This is a genomic window from Streptomyces sp. NPDC057249, from assembly GCF_042669245.1.
GTDB lineage: Bacteria > Actinomycetota > Actinomycetes > Streptomycetales > Streptomycetaceae > Streptomyces.
Genome location: NZ_JBHUXS010000006.1, coordinates 44,336 through 63,696, shown reverse-complemented (window position 1 = coordinate 63,696; position 19,361 = coordinate 44,336). Strand labels below are relative to the sequence as shown.

Sequence of the window (19,361 nt, the reverse complement as noted above, 5' to 3'; positions counted from 1 at the left end):
CTCCGGGTTCACCCCCGGCACCGCTCGACGAACCGTGCGGCGGTGCCGGGCGAAGCGGCCCAGTGGGTGTGCAGATAGCTCGCGTGCACGTTGCCCCGGACGAACCCCTCGACGCGCCGCTCGGGCCGGTGCATGCCCCAGGCGGGCTCGTCGCCCGCACCGGGCTCGATGACGGTCCGGTGGAACTCGTGCCCCCGCATCCGCGCCCCGGCGGGCGCCAGCACGTTGTCGGTGAGCGCCACGGCGTCCCGGTACCCCAGCGTCAGCCGCTTGGTCATCCGCGCGTCGGCGTCGAGCACCCCGCACATCGGCAGCCCGTCCAGGGAGCGCGCCAGATACAGCAGCCCGGCACACTCGGCGGCCACCGGCGCCCCCGAGAGCGCCAACTCCGCCACGGCCTTGCGCAACGCCTCGTTGGCCGACAACTCGGGGGCGTACACCTCGGGGAACCCGCCCCCGATGACGACGCCCCGGGTCCCCAGCGGCAACGCCTCGTCCCGTAGCGGATCGAAGGTCACGACGTCAGCCCCCGCAGCGGCGAGAAGCTCGGTGTTCTCGGCGTACGAGAACGTGAAGGCGGCCCCGCCGGCAACGGCGACGACGGGCTTCACACCTGAGGCCGAACCCAGCCCCTCCGGCGCTTGAGGAGCGGGGTCCGGGGCAGAGCCCCGGTTACGGGAAGGGGCGGGGAGGGGAACAGCCCCGCCGAAGGCGCCCTCCACCGCCGCGTCCGCTCCCCAAGCCGCCTCCGACAACGGCGGAGCCGACCGCGCCAACGCCGACAACCCCTCCAGATCACACCCCGCGGCAACCTGCCCGGCCATCACCGCGACAGCGGCCACCGCGTCAGCGCGCCGCTCCGCCACCGGCACCAACCCCAGATGCCGCGACGGCACAGCAACCCCCTCCGCCCGCCGCAAGGCGCCCAGCACCGGCACCCCGGACTCCTCCAACGCCTCCCGCAGCAGCGCCTCGTGCCGGTCGGACCCCACCTTGTTGAGGATCACCCCGCCGATCCGCACCTCCGCGTCCCAGGACGCGAAGCCGTGCACCAGCGCCGCCACCGACCGCGACTGCGAGGACGCGTCCACGACGAGCACCACCGGCGCCCGCAGCAGCTTCGCCACATGCGCGGTGGACGCCAGTTCGCCGAGGCCCGAGGCCCCGTCGTACAGCCCCATCACGCCCTCGACGACGGCCAGCCCGCACCCCCGCGCGCCATGCGCGAACAGCGGGGCGATCAGTTCCGGCCCGCACATGTACGCGTCGAGATTGCGCCCGGGGCGCCCCGTCGCGAGCGTGTGGAAGCCGGGGTCGATGTAGTCGGGGCCCACCTTGTGCCCGGACACCGCGAGCCCGCGCGCGGCGAACGCGGCCATCAGCCCCGTGGCGACGGTGGTCTTGCCGCTCCCGGACGAGGGCGCGGCGACGACCAGGCGGGGGATGTTCACCACTCGATGCCCCTCTGGCCCTTCTGCCCGGCGTCCATCGGGTGCTTGACCTTCGACATGTCCGTCACCAGGTCCGCCGCGTCCAGCAGCGCGGCGGGCGCGTTGCGGCCGGTGATCACCACGTGCTGCGTACCGGGCCGGTCGCGCAGGACGGAGACGACCTCGTCGGTGTCGATCCACCCCCAGTGCAGCGGGTAGGCGAACTCGTCCAGCACGTACAGCCGGTACGTCTCGGCGGCCAGGTCGCGCTTGACCTGCTCCCAGCCCTCGCGGGCCTTCGCCTCGTTGTCCGTCTGGTCGTCGCGCTGGACCCAGGACCAGCCCTCGCCCATCTTGTGCCAGGCGACGGGACCGCCCTCGCCGCTCGCGCCGAGGACCTTCAGCGCGTTCTCCTCGCCGACCTTCCACTTCGCCGACTTGACGAACTGGAAGACCCCGATGGGCCACCCCTGGTTCCAGGCGCGCAGCGCGAGCCCGAAGGCCGCGGTCGACTTCCCCTTGCCGATGCCGGTGTGCACCATCAGCAGCGGCCGGTTGCGCCGCTGCCGGGTGGTGAGTCCGTCGTCCGGCACGCTCTCCGGCTGTCCCTGCGGCATTACGCGACCCTCCTGTCGGTGTGCCCGGGGCCCGTGCCCCGGACGTCCTTGACCAGCCCGGCGATCGACTCGGCGCGCAGCTCGTCCAGCGTGACGGCGGTGCCGCCCAGAGCGGTGGCGAGACCCGCAGCGAGTCCCAGCCGTACCGGGCCCGTCTCGCAGTCCACGACGACCGACGCGATGCCCTCGGCGGCGTGCAGCCGGGCGGCCCGCGCGGCCAGCTCCACGGGCTGCGGTCCGCCGGTCGCGCGGCCGTCCGTCACCACGACCAGCAGGGCCCGCCGGGACGGGTCGCGCAGCCGCTCCACCCGCAGCACGTCATGGGCCTTCAGCAGCCCGGCGGCCACCGGGGTGCGCCCGCCCGTCGGCAGCGACTCAAGCCGGGCCGCCGCCGCGTCCACCGACGAGGTCGGCGGCAGCGCCACCTCCGCATCCCGGCCGCGGAAGGTGACCAGGCCGACCTTGTCGCGCCGCTGGTAGGCGTCCATCAGCAGGGAGAGCACCGCGCCCTTCACGGCGCCCATGCGCTGCCGGGCGGCCATCGACCCGGAGGCGTCCACGACGAACAGCACGAGATTGCCCTCGCGCCCCTCCCGCGTCGCCTGCCGGAGATCGTCCCGACGCACCACGAGCCCCCGCCCGGACCGGCCCCGCGCCCGCTGGTGCGGGGCGGCGGCCACGACCGTCGCGGCCAGATGCAGCTTCGTCAGCGCACCCTCGGGCCGCCGCGCCCCCGTCGTCCGCCCCTGCTCGGTGCGCGCCCGGGACCGTCGCCCCGCCGCGCCCTCACCGAGACCGGGCACGCTGAGCATCTTCGTGCGGAACGGCTCACCGGCCGTCACGGGCTGCTGCTCACCGCCCTGGCCCGGCACGGGGGCCCCGGGCGCGTCGTCCGCCCCGCCGGCGGGCTCGGGCGGCGTGTCGGGCCCGTCCCCCTGCGGCGGCAGCCCGCCGCCGCCCCCGCCGTCACCGCCGCCACCGGGCCCGTCCGGCTCCGGCTCGTCGTCCCCGCCGCCGTTCCGCTCCAGCGTGTCGTCCAGCTTGTCCTCGTCGAGCCCCGGCGCGTCGAAGGGGTTGCGCCGGCGCCGGTGGGGGAGCGCGAGCAGCGCCGCCTGCCGGACGTCGTCGGCGCCCACGTCGGTGCGCCCCGCCCACGCGGCCAGCGCGGTCGCGGTCCTGGCCATGACGATGTCCGCGCGCATCCCGTCGACCTCGAAGGCCGCGCAGGTCGCCGCGATCTGCCGCAACGCCTTGTCGCCGAGCACCACGTCGGGCAACAGCGCCCGCGCGGCCGCGATCCGTTCCCGCAACTCCGCTTCCTCGGCGGCCCAGCGCGCCGCGAAGGCCGCCGGATCGTCCTCGTACGCGAGCCGCCGCCGCACCACCTCCACCCGCTGGTCCGTCTCGCGGGACGCCGCGACCTCGACGGTCAGCCCGAACCGGTCGAGCAACTGGGGCCGCAACTCGCCCTCTTCGGGGTTCATCGTGCCCACGAGCAGGAACCGCGCCGCATGCCGTACGGAGACGCCCTCGCGCTCCACGTACGAGGCACCCATGGCCGCCGCGTCCAGCAGCAGGTCGACCAAGTGGTCGTGGAGGAGGTTGACCTCGTCCACGTACAGGATTCCGCGGTGCGCGTCCGCGAGCAGCCCCGGTTCGAACGCCTTCACGCCCTCCGCGAGGGCCCGTTCGATGTCGAGCGCCCCCACGAGCCGGTCCTCGGAGGCGCCGACCGGCAGCTCCACGGTCCGCGCCGCCCGCGACACGCCGGACGCGTCCTCGTGCGGGCCGTCCGGACACGCCGGATCGGGCGCGGCGGGGTCGCACGAGAACCGGCACCCCGGCACGACGGCGACCTCCGGCATCAGCGCGGCCAGCGCGCGCACGGCGGTCGACTTGGCGGTGCCCTTCTCACCACGGACCAGCACCCCGCCCACGGCCGGGCTGACCGCGTTGAGCAGCAGCCCGAGCCGCAGGTCGTCCTGGCCGACGATGGCGGTGAAGGGGTAGGGCGTACTCACAGGGCCTCCTTGACGGGGATGGCGGGCGCTCCCGGCGGGATGAACGGCAGTCCGGACGGCGCGCCCGACTCGATGAGCCGCCACAGCGCGTCGGTGTCCGCGTGTTCCTCGATCAGGTCGCCGAGGCGGTCGAGCTGTTCCTCGCGCAGCGCGGCGAAGCAGGTGTCCGGGGCGGGCACGAAGCGGCGGCCCGCGATCCGGGCGACCTCGGTCAGGAACCGGCGGCGGAACGCGTCGCTCTCCAGCGAACCGTGCCAGTGCGTCCCCCACACCGCCCCGGACCGGCAGCCGTCCAGCGGAGTGCCCCGGCCGTCCGTCAGGAACGGTTCGCCGCCGCGCACATCGGCGACCCCGTGGTGGATCTCGTACCCCTCGACGGGCTCACCGAGCGCCTCGCCGGACGGCCGGGCGAGGGTCTTCTCGCGGTCGAAGCGGACCCGCACCGGCAGCAGCCCGAGCGCGTCGACCCGTCCGGCGCGCGACTCGACCTCGTCCTCGATGTGCTCGCCCAGGATCTGGTAGCCGCCGCAGATCCCGAGCACCGGCCGGCCCTCGGCGGCGCGCCGCCGCAGCGCGTCGGCGAGCCCGCGTTCGCGCAGCCAGGCGAGCGCCTTCACGGTGCCCCGGGTGCCCGGCACGATGACGAGGTCGGCGTCGGCCAGCTCCTCCGCCCGGTCCACGAACCGCACGACGACACCGGGTTCGGCGGCCAGCGCGTCCACATCGGTGAAGTTCGACATCAGCGGGACCGCGCACACGGCGACGCGCAGGACGTCCTCGCCGTGCGGCGGGGCGACCGCCGACTCGCGTACGGTCCCGCGCAGCGACACCCTGAGGCCGTCCTCCTCGTCGATGCCGAGCCCGTGCGCGAAGGGCAGCACCCCGTACGTGGGACGGCCCGTCAGACCGCGCAGCATGTCGAGCCCCGGCTCAAGCAGCGAGACGTCGCCCCGGAACTTGTTGACCAGGTACCCCGCGATCAGCTCCTGGTCCTCGGGCGCGAGCAGCGCGGTCGTCCCGAAGAACGAGGCGAAGACCCCGCCCCGGTCGATGTCCCCGACCACCACGACCGGGAAGCGCGCGGCGCGGGCGATGCCCATGTTCACGATGTCCGTGCGCCGCAGGTTGATCTCGGCGGGCGACCCCGCGCCCTCGCAGATCACCGCGTCGTACGTGCTCCGCAGCTGCTCCAGGCAGTCCGTGACGGTGGACAGCAGCCGTTCCTGCCGTCCGCCGTGGTAGCCGCGGGCGCTCATCTCGCCGACCGGCCGCCCCATCAGCACGACCTGGCTGGAGCGGTCGCCGCCGGGCTTGAGCAGCACCGGGTTCATCAGGGCGGTCGGCTCGACGCGGGCCGCCTGGGCCTGCATCGCCTGCGCCCGGCCGATCTCGGCGCCCTCCCGGGTGACGAAGGAGTTCAGCGACATGTTCTGCGCCTTGAACGGGGCGACCTTCACGCCCCGGCGCACCAGCCAGCGGCAGATGCCCGCCGTGACGACGCTCTTGCCCGCGTCCGACGTGGTTCCGGCGACCAGCAGTCCGCCGCTCATATCGCTCTCCGTCCAGAGGTACGAGGTCCTTGAGGTCCCCCGGTCCGTCCCGCGAACCGGCGTGCGACCGCTCCCGCGCCCAGCCGGGCGGCCACGCCGACGCCGAGGGCGAGCACGCCCACCCGGCGCGAGAGCCGCACGGCACGCTCGATGTCCCCGGTCTCCACGGCACGGCCCGCCGCCCCGTTGAGCACCGGCCGGTGTTCGACGCGCCCCCCGTACGCCAGGGTCCCGCCCAGCCGTACGCCGAGCGCCCCGGCGAACGCGGCCTCCACGGGCCCCGCGTTGGGGCTCGGGTGCTTCGCGGCGTCGGCCCGCCAGGCCCGTACCGCCTCCCGGGGACGGCCGCCGGAGGCCACCGCGAGCAGGGCGGTCAGCCGGGCGCCGGGCCAGCCCGCGAGGTCGTCGAGGCGGGCGGAGGCCCAGCCGTACCGCAGGTAGCGGGGCGACTTGTGGCCGACCATCGCGTCGAGCGTGTTGGCGGCGCGGAAGCCGACGAGCCCGGGGACGCCGGCGAGGGCGCCCCAGACGAGGGCGCCGACCACGGCGTCCGAGGTGTTCTCGGCGACGGACTCCACGACGGCGCGCGCGATCCGGGGGCCGTCCAGCGCCTGCGGGTCGCGCCCGCACAGGTGCGGCAGCCGCTCCCGGGCCAGCTCGACGTCGCCGGCGGCGAGTGCCGAGCCGATGGCCCGGGCCTCGCGTCCCAGCGACGTACCGCCGACGACGGACCAGGTGGCGGCGGCGGTCAGGGCCACCGAGGCGGCGGGACGGCGGCGCAGGGCACGGGCGGCGAGCGCGGCGCTCCCGGCGGCGCCCCCGGCGCAGATCAGGGTGTGCAGGGCGCCCCGGCCGCGGTGGTCGCGCCAGAGCCGGTCCTCGACGGCCGCGGCGGCCCGCCCGAAGGCGGCGACCGGGTGTCCCCTGCGGGGGTCACCGAGCAGCAGGTCGGCGATCAGGCCGGCGGTGGCGCCGTACGCGTAGATGCGATCGGCACGCACGGTTCAGCCGGCCGTACCCGAGGCCGCGGACAGATGAGGTGGGGAGAAGGTCGCACGGCAGCCGGGCATGGCGATATGTCCTCACTCAGGGTCCGCGCCCTGGTTCGACGTGACGGCGACGAGAGTCTCCTGGCTTCCGGATCGGCGGGTTCCCCGGTCTTCCAGCCCGCTCGCGCGGGCCGTGACGTGCGGTGGGGGACCGCTCCCCGGTGACAGTGGCGGGACCGCGCCGGATTCGCACCGGCTTCCTCTGCTGTCGCCGTAATGGCTCCGGCAGTCCACCACGCCCCGCGAACGCCCGTCAACTCGCCGTTGACCTGCGGCGGTGCGGTGTGGGCGGACGCACACCGGGCCGGACGCACCCGAGGTGCGTCCGGCCCGGGGGAGAGGTGGTGCGTCAGGCGACGATCAGATAGATGCCGTACGCGACCGCCGCCGCGCACAGCCCGAAGCAGACGTACGCGCCGGCGCGCGCCAGCAGGACCGACGAGCCCGCCGGACCGCCCTCGGCGGCCGGTTCCGGCTGCTTGGAGAGGCCGACGATGCCGAGCGTGAAGAGGCCCACCAGGGCGACGGTGGTGACGAGGGAGACGCCGAAGACGGTGCCCAGAGCTGCCCAGTCGATGTTCATACGGGGTGTCCTTACCGGAGTACCGGGGTCTGTCAGACCGTGGCGGGTCGGGCCGGATCGGCGGCGACGGGACCGGCGGGCGCCGGAATGGTGGCGGCGAGGTCGGCGGCCTGGGCCGCGGTGGGCGGCGGGCTCACGGCCGCGATGGCCTGGGTGACGACACCCGCGGGCTCGGCCGGGGCCGCGTCCTCGGTGCCGGGCGCGACATCGCCGTGGCCGACGGGCTTGCGGCGCGAGAGCAGCCAGATCGCCCCGGAGCCGGCGACCAGGAGGACCGCGACGACCACGACGCCCCAGGTGCCCTGCTTGGTCAGGAACTCGGCTCCCGCACCGACCAGACCGGCGGCCGGCAGGGTCAGGCCCCAGGCGACGAACATCCGGGTGGCGGTGGACCAGCGGACCACACCCCCGGCACGGCCGAGGCCCGCCCCCATCACGGCCCCGGAGCAGGACTGCGTGGTGGAGAGGGAGAAGCCGAGGTGCGAGGAGGCCAGGATGACGGTGGCCGCGCTGGTCTGGGCGGCGAAGCCCTGCGGGGGCTTCAGCTCGGTCAGGCCGCTGCCCATGGTGCGGATGATGCGCCAGCCGCCGAGGTACGTGCCGAGCGCGATGGCCAGGCCGGCGCTGACGATGACCCAGACCGGCGGGTTGGAGCCGGGGGAGAGGACGCCGCCGGTGACCAGGGCGAGGGTGATGATGCCCATGGTCTTCTGCGCGTCGTTGGTGCCGTGGGCGAGCGAGACGAGCCCGGCCGAGGCGATCTGCCCCGCCCGGTAGCCCTTGGCGGTCGCCTTCTCCTGGGCGTCGTTACGGATCTTCCCGCCGATGCGGTACGTGAGCCGGGTGGCCAGGAGCGCGGCCACACCGGCCACGAGCGGGGCGGCGACGGCGGGCAGCAGCACCTTGGTGACGACGGTGCCGCCGTTGACCGACGACCAGCCGGCGGACATCACCGCGGCGCCGATGAGGCCGCCGAACAGTGCGTGGGAGGAGCTGGACGGGAGCCCGACCAGCCAGGTCAGAAGATTCCACAGGATGGCGCCGACGAGCGCCGCGAAGATGACCTCGGTTCTGAGGCCGTCCTCGTTGACGATCCCGCCGGAGATCGTCTTGGCGACCTCCACGGACAGGAACGCGCCGACCAGATTGAGAACGGCGGACATCGCGACCGCCGTCTTGGGTTTGAGTGCGCCGGTCGAGATGGTCGTGGCCATCGCGTTGGCGGTGTCGTGGAAACCGTTCGTGAAATCGAACACTAGAGCTGTCACGATCACTATCGCGAGCAGCAGCGTGATGTGTTCCATTTACCCAGGCAATCGTTCGACGTCATTGGCACGTGGAACGTAGGCAACTTGAGTGAACAGAAGATGAACTGAGCAGGGCGCTGCGGTGACCCCCGGAGCGGTGGCCGGGCGGCGCGGGGCGGGGCCGGAAAGGATCTTCGTATGAGTGACCGAGAGCACGTGGCGATCGCCCGGGGATGGGAGGCGGTCGTCGCCGCGGCGCGCCGCACGGCGGCCGAGGGACTGGTCGTCGGAACCTCCGGGAACGTGTCGCTCCGGGTCGGCGACACGGTGCTGGTCACCCCCAGCGGAGTGCCGTACGACCGACTGGGCCCCGAAGACCTGACCGGCGTCGATCCGGAAGGCAACCAGACCTTCGGGACACTCGCCCCCACCAGCGAACTCCCCCTTCACCTCGCCGTCTACCGGAACACCGACGCGCGGGCCGTCGTGCACACCCACGCGGTCCACGCCACGGCCGTCTCCACCCTCGTCGCGGAGGTCCCCCCGGTCCATTACGCCGCCGCGACGCTCGGCGGCACGGTCCGCGTCGCCCCCTACGCCCGGTACGGCACCCCCGAACTGGCCGCGAACATGCTCACCGCCCTCCGCGACCGCACCGGCTGCCTCCTCGCCAACCACGGGACCGTCACCTACGGCGCCACCCTCGACGAGGCGTACGACCGCACCGCCCAGCTCGAATGGCTCTGCCACGTCTGGCTCACCGCGAGCGCCGTACCCGGCCGCACCCCGGCCCTGCTGTCCGAGGGCCAGCTCGGCGAGGTCCTGGAGGCGCTGAAGGGGTACGGGCAGCGCCCGGAAGGCACCGGAGGCCGCTGAAGGGGGACGGGCGGCGGCGCCGGGACACGCCGAAGGGGCGCGGGCGGCCGGCGCCGAGGCGGCACCGGACGGCCCTGCCCACTGGCATTGCGCCGCCCGGGACCCGACACTGTGGGGGTGCGCCCGGTTACCGCGACGGCAGCGGCCGTCACCACACTCATCGGCGCCGGTGCGGCAGCGGTCGCGGCCGGCCGGTTCGCGGGCGACGTCGCCCTCAGGACGCCGCCCGGACGACCGCTCCCCGCCGACCGCGAACTCACCGTCCACGCGACGGCCGCCGGGCAGATCACCCTGACCCGGTCCCTCACCTCGCTGCGCCCCGGCACGTACGGGCTGACCGGCAAGGACGTCCACGCCGTCGTCGGCCCCGTGCTCGACCGCGCCCACCAGGCCGCCGACACCGTCGTGCGCCGGCTGGAACGCGTCGACCACGGCGTCCTGGCCCCCGGCGACAAGGTCCGGCTCACGCCCCAGGTGTACAGCGGCGACCCCGGCAGCGCGCTCGGCCTGGCCTTCCGGGAGGTGCGCATCCCCGGCGAGCTGGGCGAGCTGCCCGCCTGGTACGTCCCGGCCCCCCGCCGGATCTGGGTCATCACCGTGCACGGCATCGGCGCCACCCGCGAGCACCCGCTCAACGTCCTGGACTTCCTGCACGGCCGGCAGCTGCCCGTGCTCGACCTCGCCTACCGGGGCGACCCGGACGCCCCCCGCTCCCCGGACGGGCTCGGCCACCTCGGCGAGTCCGAGTGGCGCGACCTGGACGCGGCGATCCGCTTCGCCGTCCGCAACGGCGCCGAGCAGGTCATCCTGTACGGCTGGTCCACCGGCGCGTCCATGGCGCTGCACGCCTGCGCGGGCTCCGCGCTCCGCGACCGGATCTCCGGCCTCGTCCTCGACTCGCCGGTGCTGGACTGGACCGACACCCTGCGCGGCCTCGCCGCCGCACGCGGGGTCCCCGGCGCGCTGCTGCCGCTGGCCGTGCGCGCCGCCCAGGGGCAGACCGGACTCCACGGCACCGGGCTCCTGGACACCTCGGTCCCGGTGACCCTGCACGTGCCCACGCTCGTCTTCCACGGCCCCGACGACACCCTGGCCCCCTGGACCCACTCCCGCCGGCTCGCCGCCGCCCGCCCCGACCTCGTCTCCCTGCACACCGTGGACCGCGCTCCGCATGCGGCGATGTGGAACGCCGACCCGGCCCACTACGAGGAGACCCTGCGCCGCTTCCTCACGCCCCTGATGTGAGGTGATGCACCGGTTCGGCCGATTGGTCCCGGCCGGTGCGCGGGCCCGTCAACGCCGGTGACCCGGGTTCCGTTTGGGCTTTCGGGCCGTCAGGGGCAAGACTGCTCCCGTGACGTCCCGTACCCCGCGCGACTCCAGGCTGCGTCTTGTCCGCCCGCGACCCCTCGCCACCGCCCGAAGGGCTGTGACCACCCGGCGCACCAGGCCCGCGCCGCGCCCGCCCGAGGGCACCCCACCCCGGGCGGAGCTGGCCCGCCAGGCCAGGACGGTCCTCGCCGACGCCGTACGGATCGCCCGCTGGGCGGCCGACGGGGCGGCCCCCGGCACCACGCCCCCGGCCGCCCTCGAACACGCCGCCGCCGCGCTGGACATCTCCCCGGCACAGGTGCGCTCCGGCTGGGACCGGGCCCGGCTCGCCGGACTGGTCGAACTCCACGGCGACACCGCACGGCCCGGCTGGCGGCTGCGCGCCTGGGACCGGGACGACTCCGCGGTGCTGCGCGGCTGGGTGGCGCTCTTCGACGCCTGGTCGCTCGTCCACCCCGCGCCCCGGGGCGTCGAGTCCACCGCCGTCGCCGAGGCCGTCGAGGCCGTGCCCCAGGTCCTCTCGCTGCTCCAGCTCTCGGCCGGCCCGGTCACCGTGCCCGCCCTCCTCGACCTCCTCGGGCAGCGCGTCGCGGAGCTGCACGAGGAGCGCTGCGAGGTGCCGTACGGCCCCGAGCCGCTGCCGGCACCCGCCGAACCGGCGCCCACGGCCCACCCGCCGGCCCTCGTCGCCCGTCTGCTCGACTGGGCCCTGGAGGGCCTGGCCGACGTCGGGGCGCTCACCCTCGGCGCGGGCCAGGCCACGCTGACGCCGCTCGGCAACTGGGCGGTATGGGTCAAGCTGGAACAGATCTGCGTCGCCGCCCAGAGCCCCGCCGGCAACATCGAGCAGGCCGCCGCCGACATGCTCCTCGGCTGCGCCCGCCTCACCCCCGGCCCCGCCCGCGCCGAATACCGCGCCTGGCTGGCCGCCCGTCCCGTCGGCAGCGCCGTCGCCGAACTCCTCGACGTCGCCCGAGGCGAGGACGCCCTCCTGCGCGGCCTGGCCTTCGAGGCCCTGCGCGTCGTCGGCGCCCCCGCGGAGCCGGAGGTCCGGGCCGTCCTGACCGACCCGTCGCTGCGCCCGTACGCGCTGCTCTGGCTCGCCGAGTACGACGGCACGGACCCCGAGGACGCCCAGGAGGTCCTCAGCCGCGCGGAGGCCACGTGGCTCTGGGTCGACACGGCGGCGGCGGTCGCGGACCACGGTGAGACGGGCCTCCTGGTCCGCCACCTCGACTCGGCGGTCCAGGGCACGGTCCCGGCCCTCCTGGACGAGATCCGGGCCGTCGGCCACCCCCGTACGGTCCAGGTCCTGGTGGCCCTGGCCGCGGCCCACCCGGACCCGGCCCTGGCGAAGGCGGTCCGCAAGGCGGCGTTCCAGGTCCACACGGGCGGCTCGTGACCCGGGGGCGCTGCCCAGGATCCCGGGCCGGAGCCCCGAAGAAGTCGTTGGACACCGCCAGTAGACTGGTTTCCATGGCAGTTCTCCTTGTGCGTGTGCGTGAGTAGCGGCGTCGATCCGTCACCACCCGTCGTTCCTCCGCCCTTCCTTCCGCTCAGGAGTACCTCCCCGTGATCACCGCCTCCGGTATCGAGCTGCGCGCCGGCGCCCGTCTGCTCATCGAATCCGCCAGCTTCCGCATCGCCAAGGGCGACCGCATCGGCCTCGTCGGCCGCAACGGCGCGGGCAAGACCACCCTCACCAAGTGCCTCGCGGGCGAGGGCACCCCCGCCGCCGGCACCATCACCCGCTCCGGTGAGGTGGGCTACCTCCCGCAGGACCCGCGCACCGGCGACCTCGACGTCCTCGCCAGGGACCGGGTCCTGTCCGCGCGCGGCCTGGACGAGATCCTGCGCAAGATGCGGGAGAACGAGGACCGGATGGCGAACGGCAAGGGCGCCACCCGCGAGAAGGCGATGAAGAAGTACGAGCGCCTGGAGACGGAGTTCCTCACCAAGGGCGGTTACGCCGCCGAGGCCGAGGCCGCCACCATCGCCGCCGCGCTCAGCCTGCCCGACCGCGTGCTCGGCCAGCCGCTGCACACCCTCTCCGGCGGTCAGCGCCGCCGCGTCGAGCTGGCCCGCATCCTCTTCTCGGACGCCGACACGCTGCTCCTGGACGAGCCGACCAACCACCTCGACGCGGACTCGATCGTCTGGCTGCGCGACTACCTGAAGACCTACCGCGGCGGCTTCGTCGTGATCTCCCACGACGTCGAGCTGGTCGAGACGGTCGTCAACAAGGTCTTCTACCTCGACGCGAACCGCTCGCAGATCGACGTCTACAACATGGGCTGGAAGCTCTACCAGCAGCAGCGCGAGGCCGACGAGAAGCGCCGCAAGCGCGAGCGCCAGAACGCCGAGAAGAAGGCCGCCGCCCTCAACGCGCAGGCGGACAAGATGCGCGCCAAGGCGACCAAGACGGTCGCCGCGCAGAACATGGCCAAGCGGGCCGACCGGCTGCTGTCCGGCCTCGAAGAGGTCCGGGTCGCCGACAAGGTCGCCAAGCTGCGCTTCCCCGACCCGTCGCCGTGCGGCAAGACGCCCCTGATGGCGGAAGGGCTCTCCAAGTCCTACGGCTCGCTGGAGATCTTCACCGACGTCGACCTGGCCATCGACAAGGGCTCCCGCGTCGTCATCCTCGGCCTCAACGGCGCCGGCAAGACCACGCTGCTGCGGCTGCTCGGCGGCGCCGAGGCGCCCGACACCGGCCGCGTCGTGGAGGGCCACGGCCTCAAGCTGGGCTACTACGCCCAGGAGCACGAGACACTGGACCCGGACCGCACGGTCCTGGAGAACATGCGCTCCGCGGCGCCCGACCTGGACCTCGTCGCCGTCCGCAAGACGCTCGGCTCGTTCCTGTTCTCCGGGGACGACGTGGACAAGCCGGCCGGGGTGCTCTCCGGTGGGGAGAAGACCCGTCTGGCCCTGGCGACGCTGGTCGTCTCCTCCGCCAACGTGCTCCTGCTCGACGAGCCCACCAACAACCTGGACCCGGCCAGCCGCGAGGAGATCCTCGGCGCGCTGCGCACGTACAAGGGCGCGGTCGTCCTGGTCACGCACGACGAGGGCGCGGTCGAGGCCCTCCAGCCCGAGCGGATCATCCTGCTCCCGGACGGGATCGAGGACCTGTGGGGCGCGGACTACCGGGACCTGGTCGCGCTGGCCTGATCGCCCGACCGGATCATTCGGCCTACTCGTGATCCGTCATCTGTGTGAGTACGTCTCGTACCCCGGCGCGGCGCCCGGCGGATAGCTGCCGGGCGCACCCATGTCCGCCCCCCGGCCCGTGCGGGCCCTGACCTGGACGTTCCTTCCAGGACGCCCGTACGACACCTCGCGCGGCCTGTTGGAATGAGGCATTCCGGTCGCACCGGCGCACTCCCGGGGCGCGAATCCGCTCGCAGAGACCTTGCCGAATGGGTGGCCAGGAAGCGCCCGAGGGGTGATCATGAGAGTCCAGAGCGCACTTCCCATGAGGAGGCACGGGTGGCCGAGACTCTGAAGAAGGGCAGCCGGGTGACCGGCGCCGCGCGCGACAAGCTCGCGGCAGACCTGAAGAAGAAGTACGACTCCGGTGCGAGCATCCGGGCGCTGGCCGAGGAAACGGGCCGCTCCTACGGATTCGTCCACCGGATGCTCAGCGAATCCGGAGTGACGCTCCGCGGACGCGGCGGCGCCACACGAGGCAAGAAGGCCGCGACGGCCTGACGGCCGGCAGCGGATCGGGGCACGTCACGGGACGGCCCCGGGAGGTCCCTGGTTCCGGGTGCGCCCACCCGGTCGGCCGCAGGGTCGATCCGGTGGTTACTGTTCAGTCACTTAGCTTGATGTGCTGACTGCACCCGAACCGGAGGCCCCGTATGACCTCGCTCGACTCCGTGCTCGACCAGGACGGCGTACGACTCGTCGTCGACGACGCGGTTGCCACGGTGACCCTCACCAATCCGGCGAAGCGCAACGCCCAGTCTCCCGCTCTGTGGCGGGCGTTGACCGAGGCCGGACGGGCTCTGCCCGGCAGCGTGCGGGTCGTCGTGCTGCGCGCCGAAGGCGTGTCGTTCTCCGCCGGACTCGACCGTCAGGCGTTCACTCCCGAGGGATTCGACGGCGAGCCGTCGTTCCTCGACATGGGGCGCGGCCCGGAGGCCGAGCTCGACGCGCTGATCGCCGAGTACCAGGAGGCGTTCACCTGGTGGCGCCGCAACGACATCGTGTCGATCGCGGCCGTCCAGGGGCACGCCATCGGTGCGGGCTTCCAGCTCGCCCTCGCCTGCGACCTGCGCATCGTCGCCGACGACGTCCAGTTCGCCATGCGCGAGACCAGCCTCGGCCTGGTGCCCGACCTCACCGGCACGCATCCCCTGGTGCACCTCGTCGGGTACGCCCGCGCGCTGGAGATCTGCGCCACCGGCCGCTACGTCCACGCCGAGGAGGCGGAACGCACCGGCCTGGCCAACCTCGTCGTGCCCGCCGCCGAGCTCGAAGGCGCCGCGCGCGACCTGGCGGGCGCCCTGCTGGCCGCCCCGCGCGACGCCGTCATCGAGACCAAGGCCCTGCTGGGCGGCGCCGTCTCGCGCACCTACGAGGAGCAGCGCGCCGCCGAACGGGCCGCGCAGGGCCGACGCCTCCGCGACCTGGCGAGCGCCCTCGGCTGACGTACGGGCGGGCCGGCCGGGGCCGTGACCGGCCCCCGCCGGCCCGCATCCGTACCGAGGCTCAGTCCGCCGCGCCGTCCTCCGAGACCGCAGTGACCAGCACCGCGACCGGCGGCCGTCCCCCGGCCGCGTCCGACACCGCCGCCCGCACCGCGCGGGCCACGTCCAGCGCGCGGTGACCGCTCTCCGTCGCCAGCTCGACGCGCACATGGTCCTCGCCCGTCCGCACCGCCGGACCCAGCACCCCGGTCAGCGCCGCAACGCCGGCCACCGACGCGGCGGCCCGCCCCGCGGCGTCCTCCGGGTCCACCGGGCGCACCTCCACCGGCTCCGGCGCCACCCGTTCGGGTGCGTGGTCGAGCAGTTCCGTCACCCGCAGGTCCACCTCGGACACCACCAGGCCGAGCCGGCGTGCGGCGGCCGACAGAAGGGCCGCGCGCAACGCGTCCGCGGCTGCGGTCAGGGGCCGGTCGGCCGTCGCGGTCATCGTCGCCTCGATTCGTAGGGGGCCCGGCGGCAGCGCGCTCGGGGGCGGGGGCACCTGTGCGGCGGGCGCCGCATCCGGGTTGGCCAGGGCGATCCGCAGCCCGCCGAGGACCGGACCGGGGCCCGGGCCCGCCACCGCCCGGCGCAGCACCGCGACCGCCGCCCGCTCCGCGATCCAGGCGCCGTCCGCCGGGCCGCCCAAAGGGAGCAGCCGGCCCAGCGAGAGCCGTTGCCGCACCGCGGCCGTCCACGCGTGGGCCCTGTGCGGGCCGTCAGCCGTCGTCATGGCCACCAGACTGCCGTATCCACGGCGCGAGTCGGGGCAAGCGCCCTTAATGTGGGCAAAGTAGTCAAATCTGCCCCGAAGGGAAGAGTGGCGATGACCGAGACCCCACAGCGGAACCGGCCCGAGAACTCCGACGGCAACGCCTCGGGCGGCAGCAGCCTGACCAAGCGCGGCGGAGGCGACCCCGGCACCCGCGGCCGTACGACGATCGCCGACGGAGTGGTCGAGAAGATCGCCGGAATGGCGGCACGCGACGTCGTCGGGGTGCACGCCATGGGCAGCGGCCTGTCCCGCACGTTCGGCGCGGTCCGCGACCGGGTCCCCGGCGGCTCCAAGTCCGTCACCCGCGGCGTCAAGGCCGAGGTCGGCGAGACCCAGACCGCGCTCGACCTGGAGATCGTCGTGGACTACGGCGTGTCGATCGCCGACGTCGCCCGCGACGTACGGGAGAACGTCGTCGCGGCCGTCGAGCGCATGACGGGCCTGGAAGTCGTCGAGGTCAACATCGCCGTCAGCGACGTGAAGCTGCCCGACGAGGACGACGATGACGACGACTCAGAATCCCGCGTCCAGTAGTCCCGGCGTCCCCGAGCGGTTGAGGAGCACACGATGAGCATGGCTGTGGCCGGCCTGTTGGCCGGCATGACGCTCGCTTTCGCCGGGTACTTCGGCGGGTTCGGCGCGTTCGTGCTGGTGGCCGTCCTCGGAGCGGTCGGCTTCGTCGCCGGCCGCTTCTTCGACGGCGACCTGGAACCCGGCGACTTCTTCCGCAGTCGCGAGCGCGGCGACCGACGGCGGTGACGGCGGTGTCGGGGGCGAGCGGCCCGGTCCCGGCCGGGCAACGGGGAGAGACGCGGATCGCCGACCGGGTGGTCGCGAAGATCGCCGCGCAGGCGGCCAAGGAGGCGGTCGACGCGACCCCGAAGGAGGCGGCGTCGCCGCGCGCCACGGTCACCGTGCACCGCGACACCGCCCGCGTACGGGTGAGCCTGGAGCTCGGATATCCCGCTGACATCGGCCACCAGTGCGGTGCCGTGCGTCGGCGGGTCGCCGAGCGGGTAAAGGCGTTGGCGGGGATGGAGGTGCCCGAAGTGGCCGTCCAGGTCGAACGCCTGCATCCCACCGGAGCGAGCCTGGCGGCACAGGGGAGGATTCGATGACCGAGCCCCACGATCCGGACGACGGCACGCGGCGACCGGCCGAGGCCGAGGCGGGGGAACACGGCAGTGTCCTCGCGCTCGACCAGTCGGCCTCCGCCGCGGCCTACGACCCCGCGCCCGACAAGGAACGGCCCGAAGGCGGCGCGGGGCGCTTCTGGTCCGCCCGCCGGATTCCCGCGGGCATCGTCGCCGCGGTGGTCCTCGGCGCGAGCGGCCTGCTCCTCTACGACGTGGCGGCGGTCCGCGCCGGACACTCCGCGATGCAGTGGCGCCGCACCCTGGCGGACGAGCTCGCGACGCGGAAACTCGACGACGTCTGGGTACTGACCGGCGCGTCCGTCGCGGCGGCCCTCGGCCTGTGGCTGCTGCTCCTCGCGCTCACGCCCGGGCTGCGCGACCTGCTGCCGATGCGCCGTGAACACACCGACGTGCGCGCCGGGCTCGACCGGACGGCGGCGGCCATGGTGCTGCGCGACCGGGCCGTCGAGGTGGCCGGCGTCCAGTCGGTCCGGGTCCGCATGGGCCGGAGCAAGGTGGAGGTGCGTGCCGTCGCGCACTTCCGGGAACTCGATGACGTACGGGCCGACCTGGACACCGTGCTCTCCACAGGCATCCGGGAACTGGGACTCGCCAGGCAGCCGAGCCTGTCGGTCCACGTCCGCCGGCCGGCGAAGAAGGGGTGAGCGGCGTGCTCAGGACCGTCAACCGGGTACTGCTGGCCCTGGCCGGACTGGTGCTGCTCTGCGTGGGCGGCGGGGTGCTCGCCGCGGCGGCGGGCCTCTCCGTGCCGTCCTGGTGGCCCTGGTACGGCAAGAACGACGTCCTGCTCAGCGAGGCGGACCGGGACCGCTGGCGCGCCGAGGGCTGGTGGTGGCCGACGGTGATCGCGGTCCTCGCCGTCCTCGTGGTCCTCGCCCTGTGGTGGCTGCTGGCGCAGTTCCGCCGCTCCCGCCTGAACGAGGTGCTGGTCGACAGCGGCGACGGCGAGGGCGCCCTGCTGCGCGGCCGGGCCCTGGAGAGCGTGCTCGCCGGGGAGGCGGACGCCCTGGACGGGGTCTCCCGCGCCCAGGTCACCCTGACCGGCAAGCGCTCCACCCCGGCCGCCCGGGTCCGGCTGCTGATGGAGCCGCACGCCGCGCCCGGCGAGGCGCTGGGGAGGCTGAGCGACGAGGCGCTGGCCCACGCCCGGGACTCCGCCGGGCTGGCCCGGCTGCCCGCCGAGGTCCGGCTCAAGGCCGTCAAGCACCGGGCGGCGCGGGTGAGCTGAAGCGATACGGGGGCGGCGCCGCCGCCCCCGTATCACCGCGTACGGCTCAGAAGCCGTGCCGGTGGCCGCCGTCGACCGGCACCATGATGCCCGTCAGGTACGAGGCGGCGGGGGACAGCAGGAACGCGGCCGTGCGGCCGAACTCCTCCGGGGTGCCGTAGCGGCGCAGCGGGATGTTCGCCTCGTTGGCGGTACGCGCGGCCTCCGCGTCGCCCGACAGCGCGTCCAGCTCCCGCACCCGGTCCGTGTCGATCCGGGCCGGGAGCAGGCCCACCACCCGGATGCCGCGCGGGCCCAGCTCGTCGGCCATCGACTTGGCGACGCCGGCCAGGCCGGGGCGCAGCCCGTTGGAGACGGTCAGCCCGGGAATCGGCTCGTGGACGGAGCCGGAGAGCACGAAGCCGATGACCCCGCCCTCGCCGAGCGCCGCGGCGGCCGCCCTGGCCAGCCGTACCGCACCCAGGAACACCGAATCGAAGGCCGCCTGCCACTGCTCGTCGGTGTTGTCCGCGATCCCGCCCGGCGGCGGGCCGCCGACGCTGATGAGGATGCCGTCGAGCCGGCCCAGGCCCTCCTGGGCCGCCTCCACCAGCCGTTCGGCCGCCACCGGGTCGGCGTTGTCGGCGGCGAGACCGACCGCGTCCGGGCCCAGATCGGCGGCGGCCCGCTGGGCGCGCTTCTCGTCCCGGCCGGTGACGATCACCTTCGCACCGTCCGCCACCAGGGCCCGCGCGGTGGCGTAGCCGAGCCCGCGCGTCGCTCCGGTGACGATGTACACACGGTCCTTCAGTCCAAGATCCAT

20 protein-coding genes and 1 riboswitch are annotated in these 19,361 nt (G+C 74.4%); of the genes, 11 read left to right on the top strand and 9 right to left on the bottom strand.

All coding sequences use genetic code 11. The features are described 5' to 3' along the window. Positions 1 to 8: 8 nt before the first annotated feature. The 7 genes from ACFUJY_RS13120 to ACFUJY_RS13090 all read right to left on the bottom strand — a co-directional run bounded on the left by ACFUJY_RS13120 (position 9) and on the right by ACFUJY_RS13090 (position 8,554). On the bottom strand, positions 9 to 1,454 hold the full coding sequence (locus ACFUJY_RS13120; RefSeq protein WP_383298182.1) for a cobyrinate a,c-diamide synthase: 1,446 nt from the start codon (positions 1,452 to 1,454) through the stop codon (positions 9 to 11). Beyond that, positions 1,448 to 2,047: a cob(I)yrinic acid a,c-diamide adenosyltransferase gene (cobO, locus tag ACFUJY_RS13115; protein WP_266537099.1), complete on the bottom strand. Its 600-nt coding sequence runs from the start codon at positions 2,045 to 2,047 to the stop codon at positions 1,448 to 1,450. Before cobO ends, ACFUJY_RS13120 begins: the two co-directional genes overlap by 7 nt. Next, positions 2,047 to 4,068, bottom strand: coding sequence for a putative cobaltochelatase (locus tag ACFUJY_RS13110; RefSeq protein WP_383298179.1), 2,022 nt, complete (start codon positions 4,066 to 4,068; stop codon positions 2,047 to 2,049). The genes cobO and ACFUJY_RS13110 overlap by 1 nt, the downstream gene beginning before the upstream one ends. Next, positions 4,065 to 5,618: a cobyric acid synthase gene (locus tag ACFUJY_RS13105; protein WP_383298177.1), complete on the bottom strand. Its 1,554-nt coding sequence runs from the start codon at positions 5,616 to 5,618 to the stop codon at positions 4,065 to 4,067. Before ACFUJY_RS13105 ends, ACFUJY_RS13110 begins: the two co-directional genes overlap by 4 nt. After that, positions 5,615 to 6,619, bottom strand: coding sequence for a cobalamin biosynthesis protein (locus ACFUJY_RS13100; RefSeq protein ID WP_383298175.1), 1,005 nt, complete (start codon positions 6,617 to 6,619; stop codon positions 5,615 to 5,617). The genes ACFUJY_RS13105 and ACFUJY_RS13100 overlap by 4 nt, the downstream gene beginning before the upstream one ends. A gap of 122 nt (positions 6,620 to 6,741) precedes the next feature. Then, a riboswitch (cobalamin riboswitch) is annotated at positions 6,742 to 6,871 on the bottom strand. 145 nt (positions 6,872 to 7,016) lie between these two features. Next, entirely contained in the window at positions 7,017 to 7,250 is a 234-nt protein-coding gene (locus ACFUJY_RS13095) for a hypothetical protein (protein WP_383298173.1), read from the bottom strand. A 32-nt stretch (positions 7,251 to 7,282) separates the two neighbouring features. After that, positions 7,283 to 8,554, bottom strand: coding sequence for an anion permease (locus ACFUJY_RS13090; RefSeq protein ID WP_383298171.1), 1,272 nt, complete (start codon positions 8,552 to 8,554; stop codon positions 7,283 to 7,285). A 141-nt stretch (positions 8,555 to 8,695) separates the two neighbouring features. On the opposite strand from ACFUJY_RS13090, the gene ACFUJY_RS13085 reads away from it, so the two are divergent. The 6 genes from ACFUJY_RS13085 (at position 8,696) to ACFUJY_RS13060 (ending at position 15,360) form a co-directional block, all read left to right on the top strand. Continuing rightward, positions 8,696 to 9,373 (top strand): class II aldolase/adducin family protein, encoded by a 678-nt coding sequence (locus ACFUJY_RS13085; RefSeq protein ID WP_383298169.1) that lies wholly within the window; start codon positions 8,696 to 8,698, stop codon positions 9,371 to 9,373. Between the two features lie 117 nt (positions 9,374 to 9,490). Further along, positions 9,491 to 10,618 (top strand): alpha/beta hydrolase, encoded by a 1,128-nt coding sequence (locus ACFUJY_RS13080; RefSeq protein ID WP_383298168.1) that lies wholly within the window; start codon positions 9,491 to 9,493, stop codon positions 10,616 to 10,618. 184 nt (positions 10,619 to 10,802) lie between these two features. After that, entirely contained in the window at positions 10,803 to 12,107 is a 1,305-nt protein-coding gene (locus tag ACFUJY_RS13075; protein ID WP_383298630.1) for a hypothetical protein, read from the top strand. Between the two features lie 170 nt (positions 12,108 to 12,277). Then, complete coding sequence (locus ACFUJY_RS13070; RefSeq protein WP_383298166.1) at positions 12,278 to 13,876, top strand: ABC-F family ATP-binding cassette domain-containing protein; 1,599 nt, start codon at positions 12,278 to 12,280, stop codon at positions 13,874 to 13,876. A gap of 318 nt (positions 13,877 to 14,194) precedes the next feature. After that, on the top strand, positions 14,195 to 14,416 hold the full coding sequence (locus tag ACFUJY_RS13065) for a helix-turn-helix domain-containing protein (RefSeq protein WP_018518904.1): 222 nt from the start codon (positions 14,195 to 14,197) through the stop codon (positions 14,414 to 14,416). Positions 14,417 to 14,568: 152 nt separating this feature from the next. After that, positions 14,569 to 15,360, top strand: coding sequence for an enoyl-CoA hydratase/isomerase family protein (locus ACFUJY_RS13060; RefSeq protein ID WP_383298164.1), 792 nt, complete (start codon positions 14,569 to 14,571; stop codon positions 15,358 to 15,360). 61 nt (positions 15,361 to 15,421) lie between these two features. On the opposite strand, the gene ACFUJY_RS13055 is transcribed toward ACFUJY_RS13060, so the two are convergent. Next, a complete protein-coding gene (locus ACFUJY_RS13055) occupies positions 15,422 to 16,132 on the bottom strand; it encodes a hypothetical protein (protein WP_383298162.1) in 711 nt (236 codons plus the stop codon). 93 nt (positions 16,133 to 16,225) lie between these two features. On the opposite strand from ACFUJY_RS13055, the gene ACFUJY_RS13050 reads away from it, so the two are divergent. From ACFUJY_RS13050 to amaP, 5 genes are read left to right on the top strand one after another with little or no spacing between them, the layout of a single operon-like run. Beyond that, the gene (locus ACFUJY_RS13050; RefSeq protein ID WP_383298160.1) at positions 16,226 to 16,708 is read left to right on the top strand and encodes an Asp23/Gls24 family envelope stress response protein; all 483 of its coding nucleotides are present in this window, start codon (positions 16,226 to 16,228) and stop codon (positions 16,706 to 16,708) included. Positions 16,709 to 16,741: 33 nt separating this feature from the next. Next, positions 16,742 to 16,933 (top strand): hypothetical protein, encoded by a 192-nt coding sequence (locus ACFUJY_RS13045; RefSeq protein ID WP_383298158.1) that lies wholly within the window; start codon positions 16,742 to 16,744, stop codon positions 16,931 to 16,933. Continuing rightward, the gene (locus tag ACFUJY_RS13040) at positions 16,930 to 17,292 is read left to right on the top strand and encodes an Asp23/Gls24 family envelope stress response protein (protein WP_383298156.1); all 363 of its coding nucleotides are present in this window, start codon (positions 16,930 to 16,932) and stop codon (positions 17,290 to 17,292) included. Before ACFUJY_RS13045 ends, ACFUJY_RS13040 begins: the two co-directional genes overlap by 4 nt. Further along, positions 17,289 to 17,975: a DUF6286 domain-containing protein gene (locus ACFUJY_RS13035; RefSeq protein ID WP_383298154.1), complete on the top strand. Its 687-nt coding sequence runs from the start codon at positions 17,289 to 17,291 to the stop codon at positions 17,973 to 17,975. Before ACFUJY_RS13040 ends, ACFUJY_RS13035 begins: the two co-directional genes overlap by 4 nt. Then, the gene (amaP, locus tag ACFUJY_RS13030) at positions 17,972 to 18,559 is read left to right on the top strand and encodes an alkaline shock response membrane anchor protein AmaP (protein ID WP_383298153.1); all 588 of its coding nucleotides are present in this window, start codon (positions 17,972 to 17,974) and stop codon (positions 18,557 to 18,559) included. Before ACFUJY_RS13035 ends, amaP begins: the two co-directional genes overlap by 4 nt. A 46-nt stretch (positions 18,560 to 18,605) precedes the next feature. Here the strand turns inward: amaP and ACFUJY_RS13025 are convergent, their stop codons facing one another. Beyond that, on the bottom strand, positions 18,606 to 19,361 hold the full coding sequence (locus tag ACFUJY_RS13025) for an SDR family oxidoreductase (RefSeq protein WP_383298151.1): 756 nt from the start codon (positions 19,359 to 19,361) through the stop codon (positions 18,606 to 18,608).